Origin of the sequence: Xanthomonas sp. NCPPB 4037, from assembly GCF_041475695.2 — a bacterium.
GTDB classification, from domain to species: domain Bacteria; phylum Pseudomonadota; class Gammaproteobacteria; order Xanthomonadales; family Xanthomonadaceae; genus Xanthomonas; species Xanthomonas campestris.
Map to the genome: position 1 here is coordinate 294,131 of NZ_CM191261.1, position 26,352 is coordinate 320,482.

At 68.2% G+C, this 26,352-nt stretch carries 23 protein-coding genes; 13 read left to right on the forward strand and 10 right to left on the reverse strand.

What is annotated here, in order from left to right:
- Positions 1 to 509: 509 nt before the first annotated feature.
- The 4 genes from hemF to ACCQ01_RS01230 all read right to left on the reverse strand — a co-directional run bounded on the left by hemF (position 510) and on the right by ACCQ01_RS01230 (position 5,900).
- The gene (gene hemF, locus ACCQ01_RS01215) at positions 510 to 1,409 is read right to left on the reverse strand and encodes an oxygen-dependent coproporphyrinogen oxidase (RefSeq protein WP_011039090.1); all 900 of its coding nucleotides are present in this window, start codon (positions 1,407 to 1,409) and stop codon (positions 510 to 512) included.
- Between the two features lie 301 nt (positions 1,410 to 1,710).
- Positions 1,711 to 2,280, reverse strand: coding sequence for a hypothetical protein (locus tag ACCQ01_RS01220; RefSeq protein ID WP_228434003.1), 570 nt, complete (start codon positions 2,278 to 2,280; stop codon positions 1,711 to 1,713).
- Entirely contained in the window at positions 2,277 to 2,987 is a 711-nt protein-coding gene (locus ACCQ01_RS01225; protein ID WP_014506145.1) for a hypothetical protein, read from the reverse strand. Before ACCQ01_RS01225 ends, ACCQ01_RS01220 begins: the two co-directional genes overlap by 4 nt.
- A 543-nt stretch (positions 2,988 to 3,530) precedes the next feature.
- A complete protein-coding gene (locus ACCQ01_RS01230) occupies positions 3,531 to 5,900 on the reverse strand; it encodes a S9 family peptidase (RefSeq protein WP_228434004.1) in 2,370 nt (789 codons plus the stop codon).
- A gap of 553 nt (positions 5,901 to 6,453) precedes the next feature.
- Here ACCQ01_RS01230 and xanA2 point away from each other — a divergent pair.
- A complete protein-coding gene (gene xanA2, locus ACCQ01_RS01235; protein WP_228419834.1) occupies positions 6,454 to 7,794 on the forward strand; it encodes a xanthomonadin biosynthesis 3-hydroxybenozate--AMP ligase XanA2 in 1,341 nt (446 codons plus the stop codon).
- Between the two features lie 57 nt (positions 7,795 to 7,851).
- On the opposite strand, the gene ACCQ01_RS01240 is transcribed toward xanA2, so the two are convergent.
- Together ACCQ01_RS01240 and ACCQ01_RS01245 are read right to left on the reverse strand one after the other, a co-directional pair.
- On the reverse strand, positions 7,852 to 8,859 hold the full coding sequence (locus tag ACCQ01_RS01240) for a chorismate transformation FkbO/Hyg5 family protein (protein WP_228434005.1): 1,008 nt from the start codon (positions 8,857 to 8,859) through the stop codon (positions 7,852 to 7,854).
- Positions 8,856 to 10,223, reverse strand: coding sequence for an NAD(P)/FAD-dependent oxidoreductase (locus tag ACCQ01_RS01245; RefSeq protein ID WP_228434006.1), 1,368 nt, complete (start codon positions 10,221 to 10,223; stop codon positions 8,856 to 8,858). Before ACCQ01_RS01245 ends, ACCQ01_RS01240 begins: the two co-directional genes overlap by 4 nt.
- 129 nt (positions 10,224 to 10,352) lie before the next feature.
- Here ACCQ01_RS01245 and xanC point away from each other — a divergent pair, with 129 nt between their 5' ends.
- The 10 genes from xanC to fabG all read left to right on the forward strand — a co-directional run bounded on the left by xanC (position 10,353) and on the right by fabG (position 17,987).
- Positions 10,353 to 10,622 carry a xanthomonadin biosynthesis acyl carrier protein XanC gene (gene xanC / locus ACCQ01_RS01250; protein ID WP_011039083.1) on the forward strand — a complete coding sequence of 90 codons (270 nt, stop codon included), beginning with the start codon at positions 10,353 to 10,355 and terminating at the stop codon, positions 10,620 to 10,622.
- A gap of 37 nt (positions 10,623 to 10,659) precedes the next feature.
- Positions 10,660 to 11,343 carry a ketosynthase gene (locus ACCQ01_RS01255; RefSeq protein WP_016944514.1) on the forward strand — a complete coding sequence of 228 codons (684 nt, stop codon included), beginning with the start codon at positions 10,660 to 10,662 and terminating at the stop codon, positions 11,341 to 11,343.
- Between the two features lie 53 nt (positions 11,344 to 11,396).
- Positions 11,397 to 12,146: a lysophospholipid acyltransferase family protein gene (locus ACCQ01_RS01260; RefSeq protein WP_228434007.1), complete on the forward strand. Its 750-nt coding sequence runs from the start codon at positions 11,397 to 11,399 to the stop codon at positions 12,144 to 12,146.
- 11 nt (positions 12,147 to 12,157) lie between these two features.
- On the forward strand, positions 12,158 to 12,445 hold the full coding sequence (locus ACCQ01_RS01265; protein ID WP_011039080.1) for an ApeI family dehydratase: 288 nt from the start codon (positions 12,158 to 12,160) through the stop codon (positions 12,443 to 12,445).
- Positions 12,442 to 13,416 carry a lysophospholipid acyltransferase family protein gene (locus ACCQ01_RS01270; protein ID WP_011270080.1) on the forward strand — a complete coding sequence of 325 codons (975 nt, stop codon included), beginning with the start codon at positions 12,442 to 12,444 and terminating at the stop codon, positions 13,414 to 13,416. The genes ACCQ01_RS01265 and ACCQ01_RS01270 overlap by 4 nt, the downstream gene beginning before the upstream one ends.
- Complete coding sequence (locus ACCQ01_RS01275) at positions 13,340 to 13,987, forward strand: LolA-related protein (RefSeq protein ID WP_323370341.1); 648 nt, start codon at positions 13,340 to 13,342, stop codon at positions 13,985 to 13,987. Before ACCQ01_RS01270 ends, ACCQ01_RS01275 begins: the two co-directional genes overlap by 77 nt.
- An 87-nt stretch (positions 13,988 to 14,074) precedes the next feature.
- Positions 14,075 to 14,299: a hypothetical protein gene (locus ACCQ01_RS01280; RefSeq protein ID WP_228434008.1), complete on the forward strand. Its 225-nt coding sequence runs from the start codon at positions 14,075 to 14,077 to the stop codon at positions 14,297 to 14,299.
- Positions 14,289 to 16,655 (forward strand): MMPL family transporter, encoded by a 2,367-nt coding sequence (locus ACCQ01_RS01285; RefSeq protein ID WP_228434009.1) that lies wholly within the window; start codon positions 14,289 to 14,291, stop codon positions 16,653 to 16,655. Before ACCQ01_RS01280 ends, ACCQ01_RS01285 begins: the two co-directional genes overlap by 11 nt.
- Positions 16,642 to 17,079 carry a hotdog family protein gene (locus ACCQ01_RS01290; RefSeq protein WP_228434010.1) on the forward strand — a complete coding sequence of 146 codons (438 nt, stop codon included), beginning with the start codon at positions 16,642 to 16,644 and terminating at the stop codon, positions 17,077 to 17,079. The genes ACCQ01_RS01285 and ACCQ01_RS01290 overlap by 14 nt, the downstream gene beginning before the upstream one ends.
- Positions 17,080 to 17,249: 170 nt before the next feature.
- Complete coding sequence (gene fabG, locus ACCQ01_RS01295) at positions 17,250 to 17,987, forward strand: 3-oxoacyl-ACP reductase FabG (RefSeq protein ID WP_116890275.1); 738 nt, start codon at positions 17,250 to 17,252, stop codon at positions 17,985 to 17,987.
- A 156-nt stretch (positions 17,988 to 18,143) separates the two neighbouring features.
- Here fabG and ACCQ01_RS01300 read toward each other — a convergent pair whose 3' ends face one another.
- The 4 genes from ACCQ01_RS01300 to ACCQ01_RS01315 are packed head-to-tail and all read right to left on the reverse strand — an operon-like array spanning position 18,144 to position 22,553.
- A complete protein-coding gene (locus ACCQ01_RS01300) occupies positions 18,144 to 19,769 on the reverse strand; it encodes an NAD(P)/FAD-dependent oxidoreductase (protein WP_228424327.1) in 1,626 nt (541 codons plus the stop codon).
- Positions 19,766 to 20,587, reverse strand: a complete 822-nt coding sequence (locus tag ACCQ01_RS01305; RefSeq protein WP_011270074.1) for a glycosyltransferase family 2 protein — start codon at positions 20,585 to 20,587, stop codon at positions 19,766 to 19,768. The genes ACCQ01_RS01300 and ACCQ01_RS01305 overlap by 4 nt, the downstream gene beginning before the upstream one ends.
- The gene (locus ACCQ01_RS01310) at positions 20,584 to 21,357 is read right to left on the reverse strand and encodes a beta-ketoacyl synthase chain length factor (protein ID WP_228434011.1); all 774 of its coding nucleotides are present in this window, start codon (positions 21,355 to 21,357) and stop codon (positions 20,584 to 20,586) included. Before ACCQ01_RS01310 ends, ACCQ01_RS01305 begins: the two co-directional genes overlap by 4 nt.
- Positions 21,357 to 22,553: a beta-ketoacyl-[acyl-carrier-protein] synthase family protein gene (locus ACCQ01_RS01315; RefSeq protein WP_228434012.1), complete on the reverse strand. Its 1,197-nt coding sequence runs from the start codon at positions 22,551 to 22,553 to the stop codon at positions 21,357 to 21,359. The genes ACCQ01_RS01310 and ACCQ01_RS01315 overlap by 1 nt, the downstream gene beginning before the upstream one ends.
- A gap of 217 nt (positions 22,554 to 22,770) precedes the next feature.
- On the opposite strand from ACCQ01_RS01315, the gene ACCQ01_RS01320 reads away from it, so the two are divergent.
- Together ACCQ01_RS01320 and ACCQ01_RS01325 are read left to right on the forward strand one after the other, a co-directional pair.
- Positions 22,771 to 23,031 carry a YcgL domain-containing protein gene (locus ACCQ01_RS01320; RefSeq protein WP_011270071.1) on the forward strand — a complete coding sequence of 87 codons (261 nt, stop codon included), beginning with the start codon at positions 22,771 to 22,773 and terminating at the stop codon, positions 23,029 to 23,031.
- Positions 23,024 to 26,347, forward strand: coding sequence for an ankyrin repeat domain-containing protein (locus tag ACCQ01_RS01325; protein ID WP_228434013.1), 3,324 nt, complete (start codon positions 23,024 to 23,026; stop codon positions 26,345 to 26,347). The genes ACCQ01_RS01320 and ACCQ01_RS01325 overlap by 8 nt, the downstream gene beginning before the upstream one ends.
- Positions 26,348 to 26,352 lie beyond the last annotated feature (5 nt).

The window sequence follows — 26,352 nt, forward strand, 5'->3', positions numbered from 1 at the left end:
TATTCAGAAACTCGCACCGCGCCGCAGCACTGAATAACCGCTAAATTCTACAAATTCTTAACGGCGATCTTCACGATCCATCAATGTAGAAAATGGTGTTATATCCCTCGACGGGCGCAACGCCTGTTGGCAGATCTCTCCCATCCCCTGGAGCAGATCTCGGAGCGGAAACTCCTCCCCAAGTTTCCGTTCCCTGGCCCCGCCGACCTCCCCCTGGTCTGCGGGGCTTTTTATTGCCTGCGATTTCTCACGCAGGCCATGTATGCCGCAGTGCTACAGCGGTGAATCGGGCTCAGCGCCTACAGCGTAGCGGCAGTGGCGGACGGCACTCTTCGGCGCTTTTACTGAGCGTGCTGAGAGCCACAATGCACGCGGCACTGCGCGCAGCGCAACATAACCAGTTCATCGAATGACGGGGCGACGTGGTTTCGTCCGCAATCACAAATTTAAATAGGGACGATTTAATCGGTGAATCAACACTGTGTTTCATCGATGACGCGTTTGGACATTCAGCCGAGCCAGTCGCGTGGAATCAAATAATCGGCCAGACGTGCCTCGGCGCTTCCCGGTTGCGGCTGGAATCCATATTCCCAGCGCACCTGCGGCGGCAGGCTCATCAGGATGCTCTCGGCGCGGCCACCGCTCTGCAGCCCGAACAGGGTGCCGCGGTCGTAGACCAGGTTGAACTCCACGTAGCGGCCACGCCTGTACAGCTGGAAGGCGCGCTCAGCCTCGCCGTAGGGCGTGTCCTTGCGGCGTTCGACGATCGGCAGATAGGCGTCCAGGAAGCCGTCCCCGACCGCGCGCTGGTAGGCAAAGTCGCGTTCGAAGTCCTGGCCCAGGTCGTCGAAGAACAACCCGCCCACGCCACGGGTCTCGTTGCGGTGGCGCAGGAAGAAGTACTCGTCGCACCAGCGCTTGTGCGCGGCGTAACGCTCCTCGCCGAACGGCGCGCATAGCGCCTGTGCGGTGCGGTGCCAGTGCATGACGTCTTCGTCGACCGGGTAGAACGGGGTCAGGTCGAAGCCGCCGCCGAACCAGGCCGCCACCATCTCGCCATCGCGCTCGGCGCGGAAGTAGCGCACGTTGGCGTGCGTGGTCGGGATGTGCGGATTGTGTGGGTGGAACACCAGCGACACCCCGCAGGCACGCCAGGTGGCGCCCGCCAGCTCGGGCCGATGCGCGCTGGCCGAGGGCGGCAGCCGCGCGCCGGACACGTCGGAGAAGCCGATGCCGGCCTGTTCGAACACGGCACCGTCGCGCAGGATGCGGGTGCGCCCACCGCCGCCTTCCGCGCGCTGCCACAAGTCCTCGGCAAACCGCGCCTTGCCATCGATGGCTTCCACGGCGGCGCAGATGCGGTCCTGCAGATCGGTCAGATAGTCACGTACACGGTCGAATTCGTTCATGCTTCGATTCTAAGCGGTGCACCGCGCTGCGTGCATTTCGCACACGCGCCAAGGTGTCGCGGTGCGACGCGGTGGGTCGTCTGGTCGTTCGCATGCAGGGCAGCCAGGTCGTCGCCACAACGCCCGATCCACCGTGGAGGTGCAGTGCCAACTGCGCGCAGGGGCTTGGGCGGCAGGGCGGTCGCGAAAGGCTTTTTCCGGGCTGGATCGACAGCGTGCCTCGCAGGCGGCGCGGGCGCCACGCACGCGAGGTCTCTTCGATTGAAGACAACCGCTCCCAGCCGTGATTCCAGGCGAACGATCAGCCCCGTGGCGAGGCCGCAAACTCCGCGCGTACCGCAGGCGCGCACAGCCGCCACGCCAGGGCGCACTGAAACAGCGCGATCACCAGCGCACCGAGGCCGGTGAGCAGCAGCGCCATCAGCCGCGTGGTCTGCAGGCGCGCCTGCATCTGCGGCCACTCCGGGCTGTGCAGGATGTCTGCCGGCAGCATCGACTGCAGGCCATCGAACAACGGCCCGATCAGGGCCAAGCCCCCGAAATTGAGCAGCCCGGTGATCACCAGCACCAGCACGAAGCCGATCCGCGCCCACTCACGCCGCTGCAGCAAGGCCCAGCTCATCCAGGCGAAGGCCACCGACAGCACCACGCCCAGCACCGACAGGCTCATCGCATGGTCGATCAGCCATTGCCAGGAGGCGGGCATGCGCATTCCCGGCGGCAGTGGCAGCGCGGTGGAGCCGGGCACCAGCACGATCAGCAGGATTTGCAGCAGGTTGGTCAGCGCGCTGGCCACGCCCAGCAGCAGCGACACCCACGCCATTGGCGTGACGAACCCACCGCGCGTTGCCGGTGCCGGCGTGCGGTTCATTGCAGCGAGGCGACGTGCGCGGCCACTGCCGCCTGGCCCGGTGCATCCAGCGCCGGCTGCATCTGCAGATACCAGTCGGCCAGCGCATCGGCGGGCAGGCAGACGCGCAACAGTGGCGTGCTGCGCTCCAGAAACGTTTCGAAGAACGGCAGCCCGCGGACGAACAGGAAATGCCCATCGGTGATCGACATGCCGGCATAGGCTTCGCGCAGCCATTCCAGGTGCGGCAATGCATGCTCGCCGTGGCCGGCCTGGGTCAGCGCGCTGAGGAAATTGGTACGTGCGGTGGCCGGCGAGGTGGCGCGTTCCTGCTCGTTCAACTGGTCGAACTTCATCAGCCAGGCTTCGCCACGATCGATCTCGTTGCACATCACCGAGGTGGTGGCCAGTTGCAGCGCGTTGTGCGCGCTCTGCTCCACCTCGAACAACGCCAGCCAATGCGGAAACGCTTCGTGGTACCGGCCCAGGGCGCTCAGCGAGATCGCGCACAGGCGGTGCGCATCGGCACCGACGTCCAGATGCGCCACTGCGGCGTTGTACGCACCGACGTGATCGCCCTGCTGGAACAGCGCCAGCGCGGGCTGCAGCTGTGGATCGATGTCGGCAGCGGCGTCTACATCCGCGGCAGCGGCGGGCGCGGCTTGCGCTGCAGCGGGCGGCGGTGTCGCCGGGGTCTTGCGTCCAAACAAACGGTCCCACAGGCCCATCGCGATCCCTTCTACGCGCCGATTGAGGAGTGGATGGCGCCGCACGGCCGGTGGCGCACCGGTCAGGCAGCGGACCGGCGCACGAGGCGCATACACGCACGCCTGCTGCCGGTCCTGCACCAAGCTTAATGCGTGACACGTAGGGTGGGGTGAGTGCGTTGCAGCGTCACTGCCGTGCGCGCACGCGTGGTCTGCATACGCTGCTCCGATCATCGGTCGACGCAGCGCTGGCAGCCGATCTCGCGTGTTCCTCCTAGCCGCAGCATCCCATCGTAGGAGCGCACTTGGGCGCGATGAGGCATTACCGGGAAGTCCCATCGCGCCCAGGTGCGCTCCTACCTGCGATCGCGTCGCTCGGACACTCTGGCAAGCACGCTGATGCCCCCACGCACGCGGTTATCTGCGAATCAACGCACTGGCGATTGCACTGTGTAACCGCACCAGCGTAGAGGGCGGCAAACGCAATGCCGGCATTCGCATGTCGGCATTGCCGCCCCACCAGGAGGCGATACACGACGCATCGCCATGACAAGACCGCTGCCGTTACGGCTTCACCTGTTCGTTGAACAGCTTGAGGATGCGCTTGTACTCATCCAGCCACGAATCAGCCCGCGTGAAGCCATGGCGCTCCAGCGGATACGGCGCCACCTGCCAGTTGTCCTTGTGCAGCTCGACCAGCTTCTGGGTCATGTCGACCGAGTCCTTGAAGAACACGTTGTCGTCGATCATGCCGTGCGCAATCAACAGATGGTCGCGCAAGCCCTCGGCATAGTTGATCGGCGAGGAGGTCTTGTAGGCCTGCGGGTCGAGGTCGGGCGTGTTGAGGATGTTGGAGGTGTACTCGTGGTTGTACTGCATCCAGTCGCCGACCGGCCGTAGCGCGGCGCCGGCCTTGAACGTGCCCGGGCTACGGAACAGCGCCATGTAGGTCATGAAACCGCCGTAGGAGCCTCCGTAGATGCCGGCACGCGTGCGATCGCCCTGCTTGGTGTCGACCAGCCACTGCAGGCCGTCCAGATAGTCTTCCAGTTCCGGATGGCCCATGTTGCGGTAGATCGCGGTGCGCCAGTCGCGGCCGTAGCCTTCGGAGGCGCGGTAGTCCAGATCCAGCACGATGTAGCCCTGCTGCACCAGCAGGTTATGGAACATCTGCTCGCGGAAATACGGCGTGTAGCGCGCCGACACGTTCTGCAGGTAGCCGGCGCCGTGCACGAACATCACGATCGGGTACTGCTTGCCGGGCTCGGGATGCTGCGGGCCGTAGTACTTGCCCCACACCGTTCCGGCGCCGTGCGTTGAGGGCACCTGCACGTACTGCGGCGCAATCCACGGCTGCGCCTTGAAGGCAGGGGTCCGCGTGTCGGTGAGCACCGTGGCCTGGCCGCCAGCGGCCGGCACCACCGCCAACTGCGGGGGCAGGTAGCTGCCGGAATAACGCACCAGCACCTGCTGGCCGTTCGGCGACAGGCTGAAATCTTCCACGCCGTCGAGCGCGGTGACTTCGCTGAGCTGATCGGTGCGCAGATCCAGCTTGCACACCTCGTAATCGCCCGGCCATTTCCGGTTGCACAGGAAGAACATTCCGCTGCCATCGGCGCTGGGCACCGGTGCGGACACTTCGAACGTGCCGCGGGTGCGCTGGCGTGGCTTGCCGTTGCCTTCCACCGTGTACAGCTGCGAATAGCCGGATTCTTCCGACAGCAGCCAAAGCGTGCGGTTGTCTGGCAGCCAGCCGAATTCGTTGAAGCCCCAGTTGATCCAGGCGCTGTCGCTCAGGCGATGGCGCGGCTGCAGCTTGGCATCGTCCAGATCCACGCTGGCGATCCAGCGGTCCTTGTTGTCCACGGCACGGATTTCCACCGCCACGTTGCGGCCGTCATCGCTCCAGTGCACGGCCGGGCCGCTGCCATCGCCGTCGCTTTCCACGCGCACGGCACGGTTGCCCTTGAGCGGATCTTTCTTGGCCGCCTTGCGCAGCGCGGCCAGCGGGTCGGTGGCGATGCCGGGCAATGGGTCGAACGACAGCGCTCTGGCGCTGCCGGCAGCCACGTCCACCAGCCACAGCGCGTGCGCCACCGGGGCGTTGCGGCCAACGCGGGTGCGGACTTCCTGGAATTCCTCGTAGCCGGATTCGGTGACGTACTTGGGCATCTTGCCGTCCTGGCCCTCGTCGGCGCCCTTGGCCTGGGTGACCACCAGCAGATGGCGTCCATCCGGCGACAGCGCGCTGTCGACGATCTCCACCTCATCGCCCAGATACACCGGTGCCGGTGCGCGGGTGCTGTCGGCGCGGCGCCAGGCATCGTCCTGGGTGCGCAACGCCTCGCGTTGTTCGCGGTCGCGGCGCAAGGTGGCCAGGGTGGCCAGTTGCTGCTCGCGCAGCACATCGGCCTTGGGCGCGGCGTTGGGATCGCGCTCGGCCTTCACCACTGCCACCTGCGCGGTACCGCCATCGGCACGCCAGTGGTACCAGTTGTTGCCCGCGCGCCAGATCGCACCGCCATCGCTGGCAAATTGCGGGCGCGATTCGACCTCGTTGCTGCGGGTCAGCTGGGTCAGCGCCCCGGAGCGCAGATCGCGCAGGAAGATGTCACCGTTGCGCGCAAACAGCATGCGTTGCCGGCCGGCGTCGTAGCTCGGGTTGGCGGCATCCAGCCCCGCACGCGCGGTGTCGGCCACACGCTCGGCGGCGGCGCCCGCTGCGGGCTGGCGATAGGTATCGCGCACCGGGCTGCCTCCGCGCTTGAGCTGGTACTGCACCTGCTTGCCGTCCCATTGCCACCAGGCCTGCTCGACCGACGGCCCGATCCAGTCCGGGTCGGCCATCACCTGTTCGATGGTGAGCGGTGCGGTGGACTGCGCCTGCGCAGTGGCGGCCAGCAACAGGAGGGACAACGGCAACAATCTGGGCATCGGGCAGGATCGAAACGCAAGAAGAGCGGGCAAGCCTAGCAGTTCGTTTCCGCACGGGGCTGGGCCACAGGTCATGCGTGATGGCGTCTGTGTGCGCGTCATCGGTGGTGATTGCTGTGATTGAAGCAGGCTGGACTAGAGCCGCACTGCGGACTGCGTTGTCGTGCGAGGCGGCCGCGATTGAGGCGAGCGCGTGTGCCGGGGAGTGTGGCGATCAACGGCGTTTCACCATCGCAGCGTGTTTCGGTGGGCCAGCGGCAGAGCGCTTGCATTGACGCTCATCCGGCGACGAGCGCGGGATTGCTGCACGAATCAGGCGTCGGCGATGCGTGCATATTTATGCGGCGCATATTAGGGCGTGTGCCAAGCGCTCCATGCTTCCAATCAGCGCTTTCCCGCGCCAAGCCGCGCTGCACACAGCAGCGAAGTTGCGGCATTGCCGCGAACACGCGCCGTCACGAGCGCCGACTATCAGCCAATGCCAGGAATGCCCCGACTTGCCAGCAGCGCAGGGGGCCGCCAAGCTAGCGCGCTTTTGCGATCCCCGGTGCCCATGCCCAGTCCGTCCACTCCGCTGTCCCATCCGTTGGCCGTTGGCGAACCCGGCCGGCCGTTGGCGTGGCGCGACGGGCAGGCGGTGGACCTGGCCACCTTCATCGCACACGTGCATGGCCTGGCGCAGTTGCTGCCCGACGGCCGCCACGCAGTGAACCTGTGCGAGGACCGCTATCGCTTCATGGTGGCGTTTTATGCCTGCGCGGTGCGTGGCCAGGTGTCGCTGCTGCCGTCTTCGCGCGCGCCGGCGGTGGTGGGCGAAGTGCAGGCGCGCCACGCCGATGCGTACTGCCTGGGTGATCTGGCGCTGGAACTGGCGCCCCCGCGCTATTGGCAATTGCCGGCGGACTTGCCGCGTTCGGAAGGCCCGGTACCGGTGCTGGCCGACGACGCCCTGGTGGCGATCGGCTTCACCTCCGGCAGCACCGGCGCGCCGCAACCCAATCCCAAGACCTGGGGCAGTTTCCTGACCAGCACACGGCAGGATCTGGTGGCGCTGCAAAGCCTGTGGGCGCACACCGACGCGGTGCCGCACGTGGTGGCCACGGTGCCGCCGCAGCACATGTACGGCATGGAGCTGTCGGTGCTGCTGCCGATGGTGACCGCACTGGCCGTGCATGCCGGCCGGCCGTTCTTCCCCGACGATGTGGCGCGTGCGCTTGCGGAGATTCCCGAGCCGCGCGTGCTGGTGACCACGCCGGTGCATCTGCGTGCACTGGTCGAATCGGGCGTGCACCTGCCGCCGCTGGTAGGCATCGTCTCGGCCACCGCACCGCTGGCGCAGGAGGTGGCGGCCGCCGCCGAAGCGCGCTTTGGCGGGGAAGTACGCGAGATGTTCGGCTCCACCGAAACCTGCGTGTTTGCGGTGCGCCGTACCGCCGTGGAAGCTGCCTGGACGCCGCTGCCCGGCGTGCGCCTGGAATCGCAGGCCGCCGGCACCTTGGTGCACGCGCCCCATCTGGCCAGCCCGGTGCTGCTGGCCGACATGATGGACGTGGCCGCCGATGGCCGTTTCCAGGTGCGTGGCCGCCAGGCCGATCTGCTGGAAATCGCCGGCAAACGCGCCTCGCTCGCAGATCTCACCCGCCGCTTGCTCGCCGTGCCGGGCGTGGTCGACGGCACCATCGTGCAACTCGCGCCGGAACACGGCCAATCGGTGGGCCGCATCGCCGCGCTGGTGGTGGCCCCGAGCCTGGACGAGGCACAAATCCTCACCGCCTTGCGCGGCAGCTTCGACCCGGTATTCCTGCCGCGCCGCCTGCGCAAGCTCGCCGCCCTGCCACGCAATGAAACCGGCAAGCTGCCGCGCGATCTGGTGTTGGGGTTGCTCAGTAGCTGAGGCGTCTGCGCGTGCTGCCGCGGGCCACCACGTGCATCAGCCAGTGCGCGCCATGACTCAGCCGTGCACGCCGTCGATTTCCACTGCCAGTTCGTCGCGGCAGATCACCGCGTGCAGCAGCAGGCGCGGGACCGCGTCGCCGAAGCGGGCGTCCAGGGCCTGGGCCACCTTGGGTAGATCGTCGCGTTCGCGCACGTAGACCTTCAGGCGGGTGCCGGCGCCGAACTGGGCCGGCAGGCCGGGTGCGTGCTGGCGCGCGGCGCCGAGCAGGGCGTCGAAATTGGCGAAGGTTTCTTCCAGCTGCGCGAGCAGCTGCCCGGTGTGCATGGAGGCGTGGCCAACCACTGCAGCGGTGCCGGAGAGCAGCAGCGGCATGTCGCCGCCGGCCGGTGGCAGCATCGCGCGGGCAAAACTTGGCGGCTGCGGGCCGTACTGGCGCGGGTAGTTGTAAGCGCTGACCTGGCGTGGATTTTCCAGTGGCGTGCCGGCATCGGCCGCGGCCAGCCAGTAGATCTGGATGATGCGCTCGGCATCGCAGCGGCCCACGGCAGTGGCGGCGGGCAACTGCGCAACATCGAAGGCGCCCAGGCCGCGCGCACGGCCCACGCAGAACTGCCGATAGCGTTCGCGGTCGCCGCTGCCCAGCGTGATCGCATCCAGGTAATTCCAGATGCGCAACAGGCGCGGGGTCTGGCTGCCGGAGACGAACGCGGTGATCTCCGCATACGCCTTGGCGGCGGCTTCTTCCATCTCGACATCCTGCTCATCGATCTCGATCACGCCGAACTGCAGGCGGCCGTCGCTGGACCAGGCAATGTTGCCGTCGCGACCGCTGCGCACCGGTGCATCGGTGCGCCAGACTTCCAGCACATCGGCCGCGTACGGCTGCAGTGGCACGCGCAAATAGCGTGGGTCGTCCAGCCGCGGCGCGGCATCGCCGAAACCGAACACCGCCAGCACCTGCGCATCCTGCAGCAGCGTGGAGGGATCGGTCTGCGCGACATAGTCGACCTGCAGGCGCGGATGCCGCACGGTCTGGTTGGGCTGGAGCGTTGGCGCGGTCATGGAGCGTCTCTGTGCAAGGTGTCGCCGTCGAAGCCGAGCCGGGCCTGGCGCCGGCGATGCCGCCAGGCATGCCAGGCGCGCGGCAGCATCGACAGCGCGGTCACGGAATAGATGGCGCGGAACACGCGCAGGCGGCGGCGCACCTTGGGGCTGTCGAACACGTCGCCGGCAAGCATCGCCACCACCGCCTGTTCCACCTGCCACACGTTCTGCGGCTGCGCGAACAGTGCGCGCATGGTGGGCGAGGTGAAGCGGTAGATGAACCACTTGAACTCGCTCAGGCCGCGCGCCAGCTCGCGCGCCAACGCGCGCTGCAGGCTGGCTTCGCGCTGCGGCGCGCGCAGCACCGCATCCACCATGGCCGCGCCGCGTTCGGCGCTGTGCATGGCCAGGAACACGCCGGAGGAAAACATCGGGTCGACAAATGTGTAGGCATCGCCGAGCAGCAGCCAGCGCGGGCCACTCATGCGCGTGCATTCGTAGGCGTAGTTGCCGGTGGCGTGCACCGGCGCCACGCGCTCGGCATCGGCCATGCGCGCGGCCACCTCCGGATTCAACGCCAGCGTGCGCAGCAAAAAGCCTTCGCTGTCGCCCTTGCGCGTCTTCATGTAGTCGGGGTAGCAGACCGCGCCCACGCTCATCACATCGTCCGGGAGCGGAATCAGCCACATCCAGCCGTGCGCATGGCGGTAGATGCTGATGTTGCCGGCATCCTCGCCCGGGCGCCGGGTCACCCCACGGAAATGGCTGAACACCGCTGCCGACTGGTGCTTCGCATTGGCGCGCTTGAGCTTGAGGCGGTTGCCCATAAACGTGTCGCGGCCGCTGGCGTCGAGCAGATAACGCGGGCGGAACTGCTGCACGCCGCCCACGCTGCGTGCCTGCAGTACCGGCTGCTCGCCATCGAACGCCACGCTCTCCACCTTGACCTGTTCGCGCGCATCCACGCCAACTTCGCGCGCCCGCGCGAACAGCACCTGATCGAACTGCGCACGCGGCACCTGGAAGGCGTAGTCGGCCTTGGCATCGAGCGCATGCGAAAAGCGGAAGGTGTTGTAGCCGCCGGCATCATTGGGAAAGTCGGCGCCACGCTTGAGCACGCCAATGGCGCGCACCTGCTCGAGCACGCCCAGGCGTTCGAGGATCGGGATGTTCATCGGCAGCAGCGACTCGCCAATGTGGAAGCGCGGGTGCTGCTCTTTTTCCAGCAGCGTCACGGCCCAGCCCTGCTGCGCGAGCACGATGGCGGCGGCGCAACCGGCGGGGCCACCGCCGATGATCAATACATCCGGACACTCCGGCCCGGGAGCCTGCCCGGCTGCCGGCGTGGCGGACGGGGTGGGGCGAACAACAGTGGAAGTCATCCTGGAACGAACCTGCAGCGGGCGAGCGTCATTGAGTCATGATAGCCTGCCCGGCGGCCCGGGGCAGTTATGCCCTGGCGCCGATCACCGCAATCGTTACCTGCACCCCTCAGCCTGGAAGCTCCCTGGATGTCCTCGCAAACCGCTGCCGAACGTGAACTGGCCGAACTCCTGGTCGAAAGCCTGAACCTGGAAGACGTCCAGCCCGCCGACATCGATCCGGAAGCGCCGCTGTTCAATACCGGCCTGGGGCTGGATTCGATCGACGCGCTGGAACTGGCGCTGGCGATCAGCAAGCGCTACGGCTTCCAGCTGCGTTCGGACAACGACGAGAACCGTCGCATCTTCGCGTCGCTGCGCGCATTGTCGGCGCATGTCGAAGCCAACAAGACCACCTGAAGTCCCGGCCACGCCGCCTGCGCAGGCGGCGCCGTGGGTGTTGGGGCTGGGCGTGCTGCTGGCGGTGGCGTATTCGCCGCTGGCGCACTGGGCCAACGCCACGCATCGCTCGGACTTAGCCGTCATCGCAGGCGGCCTGCTGCTGGCCATGGTGTTGATCGAGCCGCTAGCCAGCCGCCGTTTGTGGGCGTGGGCGCTGGCGGCGCTGATCCTGGTGGGGCTTGGCGCGCTGTGGCATTCGCCCTACGCCATGCTGCTGCTGGCCGCGCCGCCGGTGGTGTTCACCGGCTGGATCGCCTGGTTCTTCGGCCGCAGCCTGCGCCGCGGGCGCACACCGCTGATCACCCGCATCGTCGAAGGGCTGTACCGCCAGGCGGGCATGCCGATCACCCCGGCCCAATACACCTACACGCGCCGGCTCACGCTGGGCTGGGCGGTGCTGTTGTCGCTGCTGACCCTGGTCAATCTGGTGCTGGGGCTGTGCGCCGAACCCAGTGGTGTGCTGGCGCAGCTGGGCTACGCCTCACCGCTGCCGATCAGCGACGCGCGCGCCTCGTTGTTCGCCAATCTGCTGGCCTATGGCGTGGTCGGCGGGTTCTTCGTTGGCGAATATCTATTGCGCGGCCGCTGGTTTCCGCAGCGCCCCTATCGTAATCTGCCCGACTTCTTGCGCCAGATGGCGCAGCTCGGGCCGGAATTCTGGCGCGATTTGCTACGCTGACGGTGTAGCCAGGGGCACCGACGTACGTGCACATTTTCGGGGACAAGACAAAAATGCCGTTGGCAAGGATGCCGTCGCGCTTGGCGTGGGCTGTGTTCAACCTGCTGCAATTCGCATTCACGCTGGCGTTTACCGCTGGCGGGATCGTGTATGCGCTGGTGCTGCTGGCGATCACGCGCGATGCGGACCGGCTGCTGCGCATGGGCGCCTGGATGTGGGCGCCGGTGCTGTTTCGCGGCGCCGGTGCCAGGGTGATCGTGGAAGGCCGCGAGCGCGTGGACTGGTCCAAGAACTATCTGTTCGTCAGCAACCACCAGTCGATCATCGACATCTGCGCGTTGTTCTACGCCTTGCCGGTGCCGCTGCGCTTCCTGCTCAAGGAAGAAATGCTCAAGGTGCCGTTCGTGAACTGGTATGCGCGCGCCACTGGCATGCTGTTCCTGGACCGCGACAGCCGCCGCGCCGGTGCGATGGTGCGCCGGCAGGCAGCTGCCTTGCTGCGCAATGGCCAACAGTTGTGTCTGTTTCCCGAAGGCACGCGCAGCCGCACAGGCGCACTATTGCCATTCAAGGCCGGGCTACTGCAGGCCGCTATCGATGCTGGTGTGCAGGTGGTGCCGGTGGCCGTGGATGGATGCGGCAAGGTGTTGCCGGTAGACGGGCTGTTCCGGGTCAGGCCCGGTGTGATCCGCGTGCGCATCGGCGCCCCCATCCCGGTCACCGGGCCGGACGCACCGGACCGCCAACAATTGACCGAGCAGGCACACCGTATGGTGGCTGCAATGCTTCAACCCAGGATCTGAGTTCCACGCTTATGGATTTCGTCGTACCGCATGATCATCCCTCCCTGCCTGGGCACTTTCCCGGCCGCCCGGTGGTGCCTGGCGTGGTGGTGCTCGACCACGTGCTGCAGGCCGTGGAAGCGGTGCACGGTGCGCGTGCGCCCGCACGCTTGCCGCAGGTGAAGTTCGTGCAACCGTTGTTGCCTGGCCAGACGGCCTCGGTGACGCTGGAAGGCGATGGCCCGCGCTGGCGCTTCCGCGTGCAGCGCGACGGCCAGTTGCTGGTCAGTGGCGAGCTGGTGGCGGAGGCGGCGGCATGAGCAATCACTGGAAACAACGCCCCGAGGGCGGCGGCCGTTTCGCGCTGTGGCTGATCCGTGGCATTGCCCGGCACGCCGGGCGTTCGGTCGGGCGCGCGCTGCTGTATCCGATCACGCTGTACTTCCTGCTGGTGCGCGGGCCTGAGCGCACCGCCTCGCGCGCCTACCTGGCGCGTGTGCTCGGCCGGCCGGCCACGGTGCGCGATGTGGCGCGCCATATTCATACCTTTGCCTCCACCATCCTGGACCGCGTGTACATGCTGTGCGGCCAGATGCAGCGCTTCCAGGTCGATATCACCGGGCTGGATCAACTGCACACGCAGATGGACCGCGGCCGCGGTGTGCTGATCTTCGGCTCGCACCTGGGCAGTTTCGATGCGTTGCGTGTGCTGGCCACCGAACGCCCGGACGTGCAGGTCAAGGTGGTGCTGGACAAGGCACATAACCGCGCCATGACCGATCTGCTGGGCGCGCTCAATCCGCAACTGGCCGCCAACATCATCGATGCCGGGATGGATGCGACCTCGATCGTCATGGCGATCAAGGACGCCACCGACGCCGGCGCGCTGGTGGCGCTGCTGATCGATCGCCCGCGTGAGGGCGACCCGGCCTTGCCGGCGATGTTCCTCGGCCGTAATGCGATGTTCCCGACCTCGCCGTGGCTGATCGCCGCTGCACTCAAGGTGCCGGTGGTGCTGGCCTTCGGCCTGTACCGCGGCGGCAACCATTACGAGCTGGCGTTCGAGACCTTCAGCGAAGGGTTGGACGTGCCGCGTCGGCAGCGTGCGCCGGTGCTGGCCGTGCTCATGCGCGATTACGCCGCCAGGCTGGAACATTACACACGCTACGCGCCGTACAACTGGTTCAACTTCTACGATTTCTGGAACACCCATCATGCCGATGCGCCGCACCCTGCCGTGGATGCTGATACTGCTGTTCAGCGCCGCACCGCTATGCGCCGCACCGCCTGAGACGCTGGACGTCGGCCAGGTGCTGCAGCGCCTCGCACGCCCGGCCCCGGTCAGCACCGAGTTCGTGGAGTTGCGCGGCTCGGCGCTGCTGAAGTCGCCGCTGCGCGTGCAGGGCCGTTACCGCCGCCCGGACGCGCAAACCCTGGTGCGCGAAGTCAGCGTGCCGTATCGCGAGACGACCACCTTGCGCGGCGACGAAGGCGTGCTGGAACGCGAAGGCAAATCGCCGCGTCGTTTTTCCTTGAGCCGCGTCCCCGAACTGGCCGGTTTGAAGTCCGGCTTCGGTGCGCTGCTGTCCGGCGACCGCGCCTTGCTGGAACAGCAGTACCGCGTCAGCGGGCAGGGCCGGCCGCAGGCCTGGCAGCTGCAGTTGCAGCCCAAGGATGCGGCCGTGGCCAAGCAGGTGCGCGAGTTGCGCCTGTACGGGCGTGGCGATGAGCTGCGCTGCATCGAAAGTGTGCCGGTCAAGGGCGATGTGCAACGCACCTTGCTGGCCGGTGCGGCACGCGATGCGGCGGCCGTGACCGACGCGGCGGCGCTCACCACCCTGTGCCACGGCCCGGCGGCGTGATCGCGACCATCGGCAGCGCACAGCGCCAGCACCTCTTGATGTCGCTCTCGGCCGGTGCACGTGGTGCCATGACATTGGAGTTGGCACATGGCGTTTGAGTTGAATGCCAACCGGCGCATCAGGTTGGCGTTGCTGTGGTTGGCGCTGCTGGCGGTGGCCGGTTTCTGGTTGAGCGAAACGCTCAAGGTGTCGGGCGATTTAAGGAAGTTCATGCCCGCTCTCAGCAAACTGAAAGCACTGTTGCTGCCCGATGCCGCGCGTGCGGCCGGTGCACGTTCGGCCACGCAGCGGGAGCTGGCACATGGCGTTTGAGTTGAATGCCAACCGGCGCTTCGGCTTGGCGCTGCTGTGGTTGGCGCTGCTGGCGGTGGCTGGTTTCTGGTTGAGCGAAACGCTCAAGGTCTCCGGTGACCTGCGTAAATTCATGCCCGCTCCGCGTACGCCGGCGCAGAAGCTGTTGATCGAGGAACTCGGCGAAGGCCCTGGTTCGCGGCTGTTGTTGATGTCGCTGTCCAACAGCGACCCGGCGACCTTGGCGGCGCAGTCGCGCGCGCTGTATCGCACACTGGCCGCGCAGCCGGCCCTGTTCGAGCTGGTCGGCAATGGCGGTAGCGCTGGCCTGGAGGCGATTCCGCAGCGCCTGCTGCCGTACCGCTACCTGCTCAGCGACAGCTTCGATGCCGCACCCCTGGATGCCGCTGCGCTGGAGACGGCGCTGCAGGCGCGCGTGCAGGATCTGGGTTCGCCCGCCGGCGCGATGGTGGAACCGCTGCTGCCGCGTGACCCCACGCTGGAAGTGCTGCATCTGGCCGAAACCTTGCAGCCAGCCGCAGCGCCGCAGACACGCGATGAGGTGTGGTTCGACCGTGCCGGCACCTCGGCGTTGCTGGTGGTACAGACGCGCGCCGCCGGCTTCGACCCAACCGGCCAGCAACTGGCCTACGACGCCGTGCAGGCGGCCTTTGCCAAGGTCAGCGCGGGCACCGCCACGCGGATGACGCTGACCGGCCCGGGTGCGTTCGCGGTGGAAATTACCGCGCGCACGCAGGGCGAGGCGCAGTGGATCGGCACGCTGGACACGGTGGGTCTGGTGCTGTTGCTGCTGGTGGCCTACCGCAGCTGGAAGATTCCGGTGCTCGGCGTGCTGCCGCTAGCCAGCGCCGGGCTGGCAGGCCTGGGCGCAGTGGCGCTGCTGTTCGAAGGCGTGCACGGCATCACCGTGGCCTTTGGTTTTACCTTGATCGGCGTGGTGCAGGACTACCCGATTCACCTGTTCAGTCATCAGCGCCCGGGCCTGGATCCACGCGCCAATGCGCGGCATCTGTGGCCCACCCTGGCCACCGGCGTGGTGTCCACCTGCATTGCCTATGTGACCTTCCTGTTTTCCGGTGTGGACGGCCTGCGCCAGTTGGCGGTGTTCACCATCGCCGGCCTGGCCACTGCGGCGGTCACCACGCGCTGGCTGCTGCCGTGGTTGATCGATCCGGCGCCGCGCGACTATGCCGATTCGCGCCTGCTGGCCACGCTGTGGCGCGCGATTGCGCGGCTGCCACGCCCGCGCATCAGCCTGGCGGTGATTGCGGTGGTGGGCATCGCGGTGATTGCCTTCGCGCCCGGGCAGTTCTGGCAGAACGACTTGTCCAAACTCACTCCCGTGCCGCCCAAGGCGCTGGCGCAGGACACCCATTTGCGCCAGGAACTGGGCGCACCGGATGTGCGGTATGTGCTGGCGCTGTCCGCGCCATCGGATGAAGCCGCGCTGCAGGCCAGCGAGCGTTTGCGCCCGCGTCTGGATGCGTTGGTGCGTGAGGGTGACTTGGTCGGTTACGACATGGCGGCGCGGTACTTGCCCAGTGCCAAGACCCAGCAGATACGCCAGGCCGCGTTGCCCGATGCAGTCCAGGCCAGCGCGCTGCTGCAACAAGCGGTGGCAGCCACGCCGTTTCGCAGCGATGTGTTTGCGCCATTTTTGCAGGATCTGCAGACCGCCAAGCAGGCCGCGCCGCTGACGCCGAAGGATCTGGCTGGCTCGCCGCTGGCGACGTCGGTCGGCGGGCTGTTGCTGGGGCGCAGCGATCGCAGCACTGCGCTGGTATCGCTCACCGGCCTGCGCGACCCGGCCGTCATCGCCAGCGCCGTGCAAGGCAGCGGCGCGCAGCTGCTCGATCTGAAGGAGGCGTCCGAATCGCTGGTCGCCGCCTACCGTGGGCGCGTACTCGGTGCGCTGCTGCTGGCCGCGTTGTTGCTGGCGGCAACGGTGGCGATTGCGCTGCGCAGCCCGCGTCGTATCGTGCGCGTATTGCTGCCGATGGCGCTGACCACCGTGCTGATTCTGGCGATCCTGCGCGGCATGGGCGTGGAGCTCAACCTGTTCCACCTGATCGCGCTGATCCTTGCCGCGGGGCTGGGCCTGGATTACGCGCTGTTCTTCGACCATGCCGGCGATGATCACGCCGATCAATTGCGCACCTTGCACGCGCTGATCGTCTGCAGCCTGATGACGCTGCTGGTGTTCGCGTTGCTGGCGGCCTCCAGCATCCCGGTGCTGCGCGCCATCGGCAGCACGGTCGCCCTGGGCGTGCTGTTCAATTTCATCCTGGCGTTGCTGGTGTCGCGTGAGCCGGCGCTGGAACGCACCGCAGGCGAGGTGACCGATGCTCGGACGTGAGGCGATTGCGGCGCTGATTCCGCACCAGGGCGCCATGTGCCTGTGGGAAGCGGTGCTGGACTGGGACGCGCAGCGCATCGTGGTGCAGAGCCGCGCGCATCACGGTGCCGAGCACCCGTTGCGTGCCGATGGCCGCCTGCGCGCGCTGCATCTATGCGAATACGGCGCGCAGGCGATGGCGGTGCACGGTGGGTTGCTGGGGCAGGCATCGGGCAAACCGGTGCGCCCGGGCATGCTGGTGGCGTTGCGCGGTGTGGAGTTGCACGTGGCCTATCTCGATGACCTGCCCGATGCGATCAGCTGCCAAGCGCAGGTGTTGCTGCAGGGCGAGGACAGCCAGCAGTACAGTTTCCGGCTCACCCACGGCGAGCAGTTGCTGGCCGAAGGGCGCGCCACGGTGATGTTGGGCGCCGCGCAGGCCTAATCGATCGTTCTGACTTCGCGTAGGAGCGCGCTCGCGCGCGATAGGCATTCCCGGGGAAGCATCATCGCGCGCAAGCGCGCTCCTACGTGGGGGCGGCGGTTCCGGCGACGCGCGTGAATCGCTAGGATGGTGCGCTTGCTGCTGCCAATTGCGGCCCTGACGAGGTTTCCATGAGCACATCTGTTCCACAGCGCCGTGCGCTGGTCACCGGCGGTAGCGGCGATCTTGGCGGTGCGATCTGCCGTCAGCTAGCGGCGCAGGGCCGGCACGTCATTGTGCATGCCAATCGCAATCTCGCCCGGGCCGAAGAGGTGGTGGCGTCCATCGTGGCCGCGGGCGGCAGTGCCGAAGCGGTCGCCTTCGATGTGGCCGATGCGCAGGCCAGCGCAGATGCGTTAGCGGCGTTGCTGGAGGCCGGGCCGATCCACATCGTGGTCAACAACGCCGGCATCCACGACGATGCGCCGATGGCCGGCATGAACGCGCAACAGTGGCATCGGGTCATCGATGTATCGCTGCACGGCTTCTTCAATGTCACCCAACCGCTGCTGCTGCCGATGGCGCGCGCGCGCTGGGGCCGCATCGTCAGCGTGTCGTCGGTGGCGGCGGTGCTGGGCAATCGCGGCCAGACCAATTACGCCGCCGCCAAGGCTGCGCTGCATGGCGCCAGTAAATCGCTCGCGCGCGAGATGGCCAGCCGCGGCATCGCCGTCAACGTGGTCGCACCGGGCGTGATCGAAAGCGAGATGGTCGGCGACAGCTTCGCGCCGGAACTAATCAAGCAGATGGTGCCGGCTGGCCGCGTTGGCAAACCCGACGAAGTTGCCGCGCTGGTGGCGTTCCTGTGCTCGGACGTAGCTGGTTACATCAACGGCCAGGTGATTGGCATCAACGGCGGCATGGGCTGAATTCAAGCCGTCGGGAACAAGTGAGCGGTCGCCCATACCTGCGTGCATTCGCATGCGTGACGCAACGGGCTGCGACCACGCTGGCAAATCATGGCCCAGCGCTAGGCTGCGGCCGCACCTGCAAAAAACGCGCCGGTTAGGCGCGTTCTGTGCACTTTACGCCGCGTCGGCATACCACGCGGCGGTGAGGATCGGGTCGCCGACGGCGTTGGCGGTGAGTGCGGCCAGGCCGTGGTCGGGCAGGGCGGGGTGGCGTTGGCGGGCCTGTTCCAGGATTTCGCGAGCCAGCACTGCCATGCGCGCGATGTTGGCGTGGATGCGCGCGGCAAATGCCTCGTCGTCCAGGGTGTCGTGCAGTGCGCCGTTGAGTTCATTGAACCAGCCGATCAGGTATTGATCGAGCAGGCGGCCGTCACCGGTAACCGTGCCCAGCGCGGTGTTGTGCTGGCCCCAGTCATGCAGCACGCGCTGCATGGCCAGATTCATGTCGCGCGCATAGAAGAAGTCCGCCTTCATGCGCGCCAGCAGGCCCAGGTCGGCGATGCGCCCGCTGCAGAACAGCGGCGCCAGCAACGACCAGTAATAGGTGTAGTCCCAGATCACCTTGACCGGCATCACCTGTGCATCGCCGAACAAGGCGTACTGGTCCTGATACAGGCTCAAGGTGTTTTCGTAGAACGAGAAGTACAGCTGCTCGTAAAGCTCCACGTAGGGACTGAGCGAGCGGCCGGCGCGGTCGCGGCCGATCAGTTCGCAGATGTAGGTGTTGGAGATGGCGATGAAGTCGCTGCCGGGCGAATAGAACGGGTCCAGGAACACGCCCGCCTCGCCGGTCAGAGCCCAGCGCTGGGTGGAAAACACCTGCTTGCAGCCGTACGAGAAGTTGCGCAGGAACAGGAAGTCCTGCAGCCGGTAATCGGTCTGGTCTAGGGTGGCGGCAACCTGCGGCTGATGCGTGCGCAGCCAGGCCATCGCCTTGTCATGGGTGTTCATGGTTTCCAGCGGATGCATCGCCGCATCGCAGACGATGCCCAGCGAATGCGCACCGGACGACAGCGGAATCAGCCAGAACCAGTAACCCGGCCCGCACATGTGATTGGTCGAACGCCAGCGGTCCGGCGGCGTGCAGCGCTGCAGCCAGCTGCTGTCCTGCGACCAGGCATTGGGGTCGATCAGCCCTTCCACTCGCCACCACACCGCGTTGGCGTCGTGCGCGTTGTCCTGCGCCAGGCCCAACTTGCGCTTGAGCAATCCGGCGCGGCCGCTGGCATCCACCACCCAGCGTGCGTTGAGCGTGCCGGCTTCGCCGCCGCGTTCGTAGCGCACGCGGTGGTCGCTGGCATCGTCATCGCTCAGGTCCACGCCCTTGACGCTGCAGCTGTCCAGAAACGCGATGCCTTGCGCGCGGGCGCGTTCGCCGAGGAAGTTCTCGAAGCGGCCACGGTCGATCTGCCATGACGGCGTCGGCAGGATCTTGCTGACGCCCAGTTCGGTGCAACGGTCGATGTCGTCGCGCTTGTCGGAGAAGAAGAAGCGGAAACCGAACTTGCGGATCTGCTCCGCTTCCAGATGTTCGCGCAGGCCGAGCACATCGGCGAAGTAATGCGCGCCAATCTCCACGGTCGATTCGCCGACCTTGAAGGCCGCCTCGCGCACCGGGTGCGCGCGGCGTTCCAGCACGGTGATGGCCAGTGCCGGATCGCGTTGGCGCAACTGCAGCGCCAGGCTCAGGCCGGCCAGGCCACCGCCGGTGATCACGACATCTGCGCGTTGTGCACTCATGTGGATGGATTGCTCTTGGTGACCGCGGGCACAGTAGCAAATTCGCCGTCCGGGTCGTCAATCAGCACCGGGTGGGCGCGCACGCGGCGGTATTCGCGCCAGACGTGGCCGTAGGCCCACACCTGTTTGACCACATGCGATGTGATGTTCCACAGATCGCGAACCAGCCGGAAATGGCTCTTGCGGAAGGTGCCGGGCGAGGTGCCCGCGTACCGGGTTTCGATCGGCACCGCGACCACGCGTGCACCGGCTTGGCGCGCGGCGGAGATCAGCAGTTGTGCTTCGAACACGAAGCCTTCGCCGGGCACGTTGGGCAGGGTGAACACCGAGGCCGGATACAGGCGTTGGCCGCTCTGGCTGTCGACCAGCCGGAAGCCGCAGGCCCAGGCGATGCCCCAGTCGCCGAAGTCGTTGCCGATGCGGCGGATGGTGGGCTGGGTGGCCCGCTTGCGCATGCGCGCGCCCACGATCACTGCGCCCGGGTGGCGGTTCGCCGCAGCCAGCAGGCGCGGGAAATCGGCGGCCTTGTGCTGGCCGTCGCCGTCCATGGTCATCACCGCGCGCATGCCTTGCCGCTGGGCTTCGGCAAAGCCGCTGCGCAGTGCGGCGCCCTTACCCATGCGCTGCGGGTGGCGGATCAGGGTGACCGGCAAATCGGCGATGCAATCGGCGGTGCCGTCATCGGAGCCGTCGTCGATCACGATCACCTGCGAGCAATAGGTCAGCGCGTCGTTGACCACTTCGCGGATGCGCAGCGACTCGTTCAAGGCCGGCACCAGGATCGCGGTGTCGTCGCGGCTCAGCGGGATGCGGCTCATGGCTGCACCTCCACCTGCAGCACGCGCCCCGGGCCGGCGTACAGCGCGGTGTGGGTGCCGCCTGCGGCCAGCGCGTCGAACAGCGGCAGCATCGGCGCCATGGCGTTGGCGGCCATGTGGCGCGCCAGCGGGCCATCGCCCGGCGTGGGCACGCCGTCGTCGAAGCGAAGTGCCAGCTGCGGCTTGCCGGCCTGGCCGGGCGCACCCAGCACCAGTGCGGCGCCAAGCAGGCCTTCGCTGGGCGACACCCGCCCCAGCGGCCCGATCGAGCGCGCGTCGTAGCCCACCAGCAACACTGCCTCGGCGCCGGCGCCCAGCTGCATCAGCGCCTCCACCAGGCCCTGCGCGAAGCTGCCGGCGCCGGCGCTGAGCGCGGTGGTCGGGGTCATCGCGCCGGCACCGATGGTCCAGTAACCGGCAGCGGCGTTATGCACCGAGTTGTGGAACTTGGTTGGCGAAATGGCCGTTGGGTCGCTGGCCAGGGTGGTGCACATGTAGTCGGTGATCGCCAGATCGCCGTGGGTGGAGGTGAACACCGATGGCAGCATGGTGGGGTCGCGGCCAGCGGCGTGGCAGGCGGCCAGCGCGGCGTCCAGCGACACCGCCACGGTGTCGGGCGCGCGCCGGCGCTCGTTGGGGGCGAGCAACTGGGGGGACGGACGGGCCGGGGTGTCCTGCAGGTCAGCGCCATGCGCGAACGCGACCGCGGCATCCCAGGTGGGCAGGCCCTGGGTCCAGAAACCGATGCCTTCGATGGTGGCCGTCAACATCAGCGTGCCTGCCCGAACAGCAGCGAGCAGTTGTTGCCGCCAAAGCCAAAGGAGTTGTTCATTGCGTACTGAATCCGGGAACGGGCGTTATCGAAGCGGATCTGCGGGCCGCAGGCGGGGTCGGGCACCGCACTGTTGAGCGTGCCCGGCAGCAGGCCGTCGCGCAGCGCGAGCAGCGCAATCACCGACTCCACGATGCCGGCCGCGCCCAGCGTGTGGCCCATCCAGGCCTTGGTCGAACTGGCATGCAAGGTGTCGGGGAAGATCGCCGCCACTGCGGCCGCCTCGACGCTGTCGTTGGCCGGCGTGGCAGTGCCATGCAGGTTGAGATAGCCCACCGCCGCGGCATCCAGCCCGGCGGTGTCCAGCGCGCCACGCATCGCCAGCTGCGCGCCCAGGCCCTGCGGGTGCGGGGCGGACATGTGGTGGGCATCGCTGGATTCGCCATAGCCGAACAGCCACTGCGCCGCGTCCGGCGCGGCGGCGGGGCGTTCGAGCAGGGCAAACCCGCCGGCCTCGCCCAGGCTCAGGCCGACCCGGCGTGCGTCGAACGGCTGGCACAGCTGCGGTGCCACCACCTGCAACGAGTTGAAGCCGAACAACACGCTGCCGCACAAGGTATCCACGCCGCCGACCAGGGCCGCATCGACCACGCCGGCCGCCATCAACCGCGCCGCCTGGGCGAACACTTTTGCGCTGGACGAACACGCCGTGGCCACGGTGATCGCCGGCCCGCGCAGGCCGGTGGCGTGCTGCACGAAATCGCCCAGCGAATGCGGGGTGTGCACGATCGGGCGCTGCAGGTCGTCCGGGAAGCGCAGGCCGTGGGCGTCTTCGACCAGGCGCGTGTAGGCCTCTTCGCTGGCGCCCACGCTGGAGGTGGACGTGCCCATCACCACGGCTACGCGCTCGGCGCCATAGCGCTGCGCGGCGGCCTGCACGGCGGCGGCCATGCCGTCCTGTTGCAGGGCCAGCCAGGCCAGCTGGTTGTTGCGGCAGTCCCAGCCTTGCAGCGCGTCTGGCAGCACCACGTCTTCCACGCCGGCAACCCGGCCGATCCAGCATTCCAGCGGCTGCGGGCCGAAGTCGTTGCGGCGCATGCCGCTGCGGCGTTCGCGCAGCGCGCTGGCCTGGGCGTCCAGTCCGGCGCCGAGCGCGGTGGTGGCGGTGAAGGCAGTGATGGCGACCGGGGCCATCTGGGACGAACGATGCGCTTGGCTCACGGTGGTCTGGCTGGCAAAAAGTGACCGCAGTATATCGGTGGCGGGTAGACCACCCGTTGATGGCGCAACTGAACGTGACGGTCATGTGGCTGACGCGACTGGGATTTTCCGCGCGTGCCGCGCTTTCGCCATGGCCGCAATTGGGACACAATCCTGCGACCCACATCACCTAGAGCGCGACCACGCGCGCATGCACGCCTACGTCTATAAAAGCCAACGCAAGCAGGACACGTTCGTCTATCTCGCCACGCGTGACGATTTCTCCGTGATTCCCGCCGACGTGCAGGCGCGATTGGCGCCGTTCGCGTTCGTGCTGGACGTGGCGTTGACGCCGGAGCGCCGCCTGGCGCAGGCCGACGCGGACACCGTGCGCGCGGCGCTGGCCAGCCACGGCTTCTATTTGCAATTGCCGAAGACGGTGGTGCTGGCGGGCGAGTGCGACTATGACTGAGCCGCAGCGAGCCGCGCGGCTGCGCGCTGCGGGGCTGGCCGGTGCGGCCGGCGTGATGCTCACCCTGCTCGGCGGCGTGGGCGGCGTTGTTGCCGCGCTGGCACTATGGCTGGCGCAACCGGCCTTCGCGCTGGCGGTGTCCTGGCTGCGCGGCACCCGCGCGTTGCCGTCCCACCCCCGCGCACTGCTGCCAGGCCTGCCGCCTTTGCTGACGCTGTGGGGCGTTGGGCTGCTCGCCCTGGGCGCGCTGATTACCTGGCCGCTGACCGCCCTGCGCGACAGCGGCAGCCTGGCCGCCGCGCTGGCGCTCAGTGTGGCGGTGAGCGCCGCGTTGCTCGGGCTGTGGCGTACCTGGCCGCTGTGGGGCGAGGTGGAACGCGACGGCGGCCCGCTGACGCCACGCTGGCATGCATTGGCCACGCAGGAACTGCATGCCTGGCGGGGCCTGCTGGTCGCGGCCCTGGTGCTGGCGGTGTGCGGGCTGGGCGTGGCGCTGGCATGGCCGGGCGGTCTGTCCGGCGGGCTGCGTTGGGGCCTGGCGGTCGCCGCGAGCGTGTTGCTGCCGGCTGCCCACCTGCTGCTGCAGCGCACCGTGCCGCCGGCGCGCACCGAGACACTGGCGCCCCGCCAGGCCGCAGATTTCTTCTCCGAAGCCGCGGCCGAACCCGGCCCGCTGGAACCGGTGGCCCAGCATCAGCTGGTGCCGGAGCTGTATGAAGCCGCCCGCGGCGGGCGCGTGGATCGGGCGCTGCAACTGCTCGAGGCCGGCGCCGACCCGCAGGCGCTGCCGCTGCCGGAATGGCGCGATCAACGCAGCCTGCCGGCGCTGGCTGCAGTGCTGCCGGACCTGCGCCTGTTGCGCGAACTGATCACCCGGCGCGTAGATGTGAACCAGCCGCACCGCGGCATGACCCCGCTGCTGGCGGCCACCCGCGACAGCTGGCATGGCCGCCCGGATGCGGTGATGACGCTGCTGGCCAACGGCGCCGACCCGCGCGCCACCGACAACGATGGCAACACGCCGCTGCACCACGCGGTGCGCAGTTCCGACCCCGGCGTGGCCGCGCTGCTGCGCGATGCCGCCGCCGAACTGGATGCGCTGAATAACGAAGGCCACTCGCCGCTGGCAATGGCCTGCCAGGTCGGCAATTGGCGCCTGGCCAAGTTCCTGCTGGAACGCGGCGCGCAGTCCGAGCCGGCCGGTGGTGCGCCGGTGTTGCTGGCGGCCGCAGGGACCGAGGAAGACGACCCGGCCGGCGTCCAACTGCTGCTCAAGCACAAGGCGCGCGTGGATGCGCGCGACCGCCAGCGCCGCAGTGCGCTGCACGAAGCCGCGTTGGCCGGGCACGGCGACATCGTCGAGGCGTTGCTGGCGGCCGGCGCGAACCTGGAAGCGCGCGACCTGCTCGGCCGCACGCCGTGGCTGGATGCCGCCCGCCAGGCCCGCAGCGCGGTGCTGGAGCGGCTGGTGGCGCGCAAGACCGACGTGCTGGCGATCGATGGCGACGGCCGCAATGCGGTGATGCTGGCGTGCGCCGCCGACACCGTGTCGCCGGCGCTGATCCGGCGCCTGCTGGAGCTGGACGTCCCCGCCGATGCGCAGGACATGCACGGCCGCCGCGCCGTGGATGTGGCCGCCGAAGCGGGCCGTTGGGCGATCGTGCGCCTGCTCGATCCGGCCTATCCGCTGCCCTCGGCGGTCAGCGACGCGCACGGCGACGGCGTTAGTCCCACCACGCAACTACCGGACCGCCCGCCGCTGGTGCTGTTGCGCGAAGGCCTGCAGCTGGGCCAGCGCGATGGCCTGGTTGCACTGGCGCGGCTGTGCGGCCCGGAAGAACTGGGCGGCCTGCTGCACGACGCGCACCTGGCCCTGAATGCCGACGCGGTCGACTGGCTGCTGCGCCACGGGGCCGATGCCGAGGTGCGCGATGCCTGCGGTGACGTGCCGATGTTCGCGTTGCTCTCGCGTGGCGTCGAAGCGGTACCGGCGCTGCAGGTGCTGCTGCGCCACGGCGTTTCGCCGGCCGGTGCGGGCGGGCTGACCCGCCTGCTCAGCGCCTGCGTGCAGCACGACGCGGCCTCGCGCGGGCTGGAGCAGTTCGCACTGGAATTGCTCGAACGTGGCGCCGACCCCTTCGCGCCGTCGGCCGCTGGCGACCCGCCGCTGTCGCTGGCGGTGCGCCTGGGCTGGTTGCGCCTGCAGCAGTGGCTGCTCGAACACGGCGTGGACCGCGAAGCGCGCGACAGCCACGGCATGACCGCGCTGCATCTGGCCACCGCGCTGGGCCGCGAGGCCTCGCTCAAATTGCTGGTCAAGCAGGGTGCCTCGCCGGAAGCGCGCGCCGCCGACGGGCAGACCCCGCTGGGCGTGGCGTTGTCGATCGGCCGGCGCGATCTGGCCGATTGGCTGGACTGGCGTATCTGGTCGCTGCCACGCCGCACGCTGCGCGAGGCCGATGTGCCGGCCGCGGCGATGACCGGCGATACCGATGCGGTGCGTCGCCTGATCGACCTCGGCCTGCCGGTGGATGCGGTGGACGCGCAGGGCTGCACCGCACTGCTGCGTGCAGCCGGCAGCGGCCATCTGGCCGTGGTGACCCATCTGCTCGGCCGTGGCGCGGACCCGCAGCGTGCCGCCAACAGCGGCGCCACGCCATTGTCGGCGGCGGTGAGCATGCGCCAGACCGAGATCGTGGCGGCGCTGCTGGCGGCCGGCGCGCAGATCGAACACCGCCTGCCCGGTGGCGTCACCGTGCTGATGCTGGCCTGTGCGCTGGGCCTGCCGGACATCGTGGCGCGCCTGCTCGCCGCTGGCGCCGACGTGCATGCCAACGACGACCAGGGCCTGGCGGCGCTGCATTGCGCCGCACTGTACGGCTTCACCGCGCGCGACAAGATCCGCCTGCTCGCGCTGCTGGACACCTTGCTGCTGGCCGGCGCCGACCCGGATTACCTGGCCGGCGGGCGGGTCAGCCCGCTGCTGATGTTGCTGGGCGCACGCGCCGAACCTGGCACCGCCTGCGACGAGCAGGTCGTACTGGCCGGTGTGGAGCGCCTGCTCGACGAAGACGTGGCGCTGGACGTGGCCGATCAACGCGGCTTCGGCCCGCTGCATCTGGCAGCCCTGCATGGGCTGCCCTTGCTGGTGCAGCGCCTGTTGCGTGCCGGTGCCGATTCGGACCGCCGCGACGCGCTCAACCGCACCCCGCGCGAGATTGCGATCATGCGCGGCTTCATCGACGTGGCGGGCCAGTTCGAACCGGCGTTGCCGGGGGTGTCGTCGATGGCGCGCTTCCTGCGCGAAGGCCGCTGAGCCAG

Excerpts from the sequence above, each read along its gene's own strand:
- xanC (WP_011039083.1), top strand. The coding sequence starts at position 10,353 with ATGTCCTCGCAAACCGCTGCCGAACGTGAACTGGCCGAACTCCTGGTC.
- ACCQ01_RS01240 (WP_228434005.1), bottom strand. The coding sequence starts at position 8,859 with ATGACCGCGCCAACGCTCCAGCCCAACCAGACCGTGCGGCATCCGCGC.
- ACCQ01_RS01280 (WP_228434008.1), top strand. The coding sequence starts at position 14,075 with ATGGCGTTTGAGTTGAATGCCAACCGGCGCATCAGGTTGGCGTTGCTG.
- ACCQ01_RS01220 (WP_228434003.1), bottom strand. The coding sequence starts at position 2,280 with ATGAACCGCACGCCGGCACCGGCAACGCGCGGTGGGTTCGTCACGCCA.
- ACCQ01_RS01245 (WP_228434006.1), bottom strand. The coding sequence starts at position 10,223 with ATGACTTCCACTGTTGTTCGCCCCACCCCGTCCGCCACGCCGGCAGCC.
- ACCQ01_RS01285 (WP_228434009.1), top strand. The coding sequence starts at position 14,289 with ATGGCGTTTGAGTTGAATGCCAACCGGCGCTTCGGCTTGGCGCTGCTG.
- ACCQ01_RS01275 (WP_323370341.1), top strand. The coding sequence starts at position 13,340 with ATGCCGATGCGCCGCACCCTGCCGTGGATGCTGATACTGCTGTTCAGC.
- ACCQ01_RS01320 (WP_011270071.1), top strand. The coding sequence starts at position 22,771 with ATGCACGCCTACGTCTATAAAAGCCAACGCAAGCAGGACACGTTCGTC.
- ACCQ01_RS01265 (WP_011039080.1), top strand. The coding sequence starts at position 12,158 with ATGGATTTCGTCGTACCGCATGATCATCCCTCCCTGCCTGGGCACTTT.
- ACCQ01_RS01305 (WP_011270074.1), bottom strand. The coding sequence starts at position 20,587 with ATGAGCCGCATCCCGCTGAGCCGCGACGACACCGCGATCCTGGTGCCG.
- xanA2 (WP_228419834.1), top strand. The coding sequence starts at position 6,454 with ATGCCCAGTCCGTCCACTCCGCTGTCCCATCCGTTGGCCGTTGGCGAA.
- ACCQ01_RS01225 (WP_014506145.1), bottom strand. The coding sequence starts at position 2,987 with ATGGGCCTGTGGGACCGTTTGTTTGGACGCAAGACCCCGGCGACACCG.
- ACCQ01_RS01260 (WP_228434007.1), top strand. The coding sequence starts at position 11,397 with ATGCCGTTGGCAAGGATGCCGTCGCGCTTGGCGTGGGCTGTGTTCAAC.
- ACCQ01_RS01290 (WP_228434010.1), top strand. The coding sequence starts at position 16,642 with ATGCTCGGACGTGAGGCGATTGCGGCGCTGATTCCGCACCAGGGCGCC.
- ACCQ01_RS01325 (WP_228434013.1), top strand. The coding sequence starts at position 23,024 with ATGACTGAGCCGCAGCGAGCCGCGCGGCTGCGCGCTGCGGGGCTGGCC.
- ACCQ01_RS01270 (WP_011270080.1), top strand. The coding sequence starts at position 12,442 with ATGAGCAATCACTGGAAACAACGCCCCGAGGGCGGCGGCCGTTTCGCG.
- ACCQ01_RS01230 (WP_228434004.1), bottom strand. The coding sequence starts at position 5,900 with ATGCCCAGATTGTTGCCGTTGTCCCTCCTGTTGCTGGCCGCCACTGCG.
- ACCQ01_RS01315 (WP_228434012.1), bottom strand. The coding sequence starts at position 22,553 with ATGGCCCCGGTCGCCATCACTGCCTTCACCGCCACCACCGCGCTCGGC.
- hemF (WP_011039090.1), bottom strand. The coding sequence starts at position 1,409 with ATGAACGAATTCGACCGTGTACGTGACTATCTGACCGATCTGCAGGAC.
- fabG (WP_116890275.1), top strand. The coding sequence starts at position 17,250 with ATGAGCACATCTGTTCCACAGCGCCGTGCGCTGGTCACCGGCGGTAGC.
- ACCQ01_RS01300 (WP_228424327.1), bottom strand. The coding sequence starts at position 19,769 with ATGAGTGCACAACGCGCAGATGTCGTGATCACCGGCGGTGGCCTGGCC.
- ACCQ01_RS01310 (WP_228434011.1), bottom strand. The coding sequence starts at position 21,357 with ATGTTGACGGCCACCATCGAAGGCATCGGTTTCTGGACCCAGGGCCTG.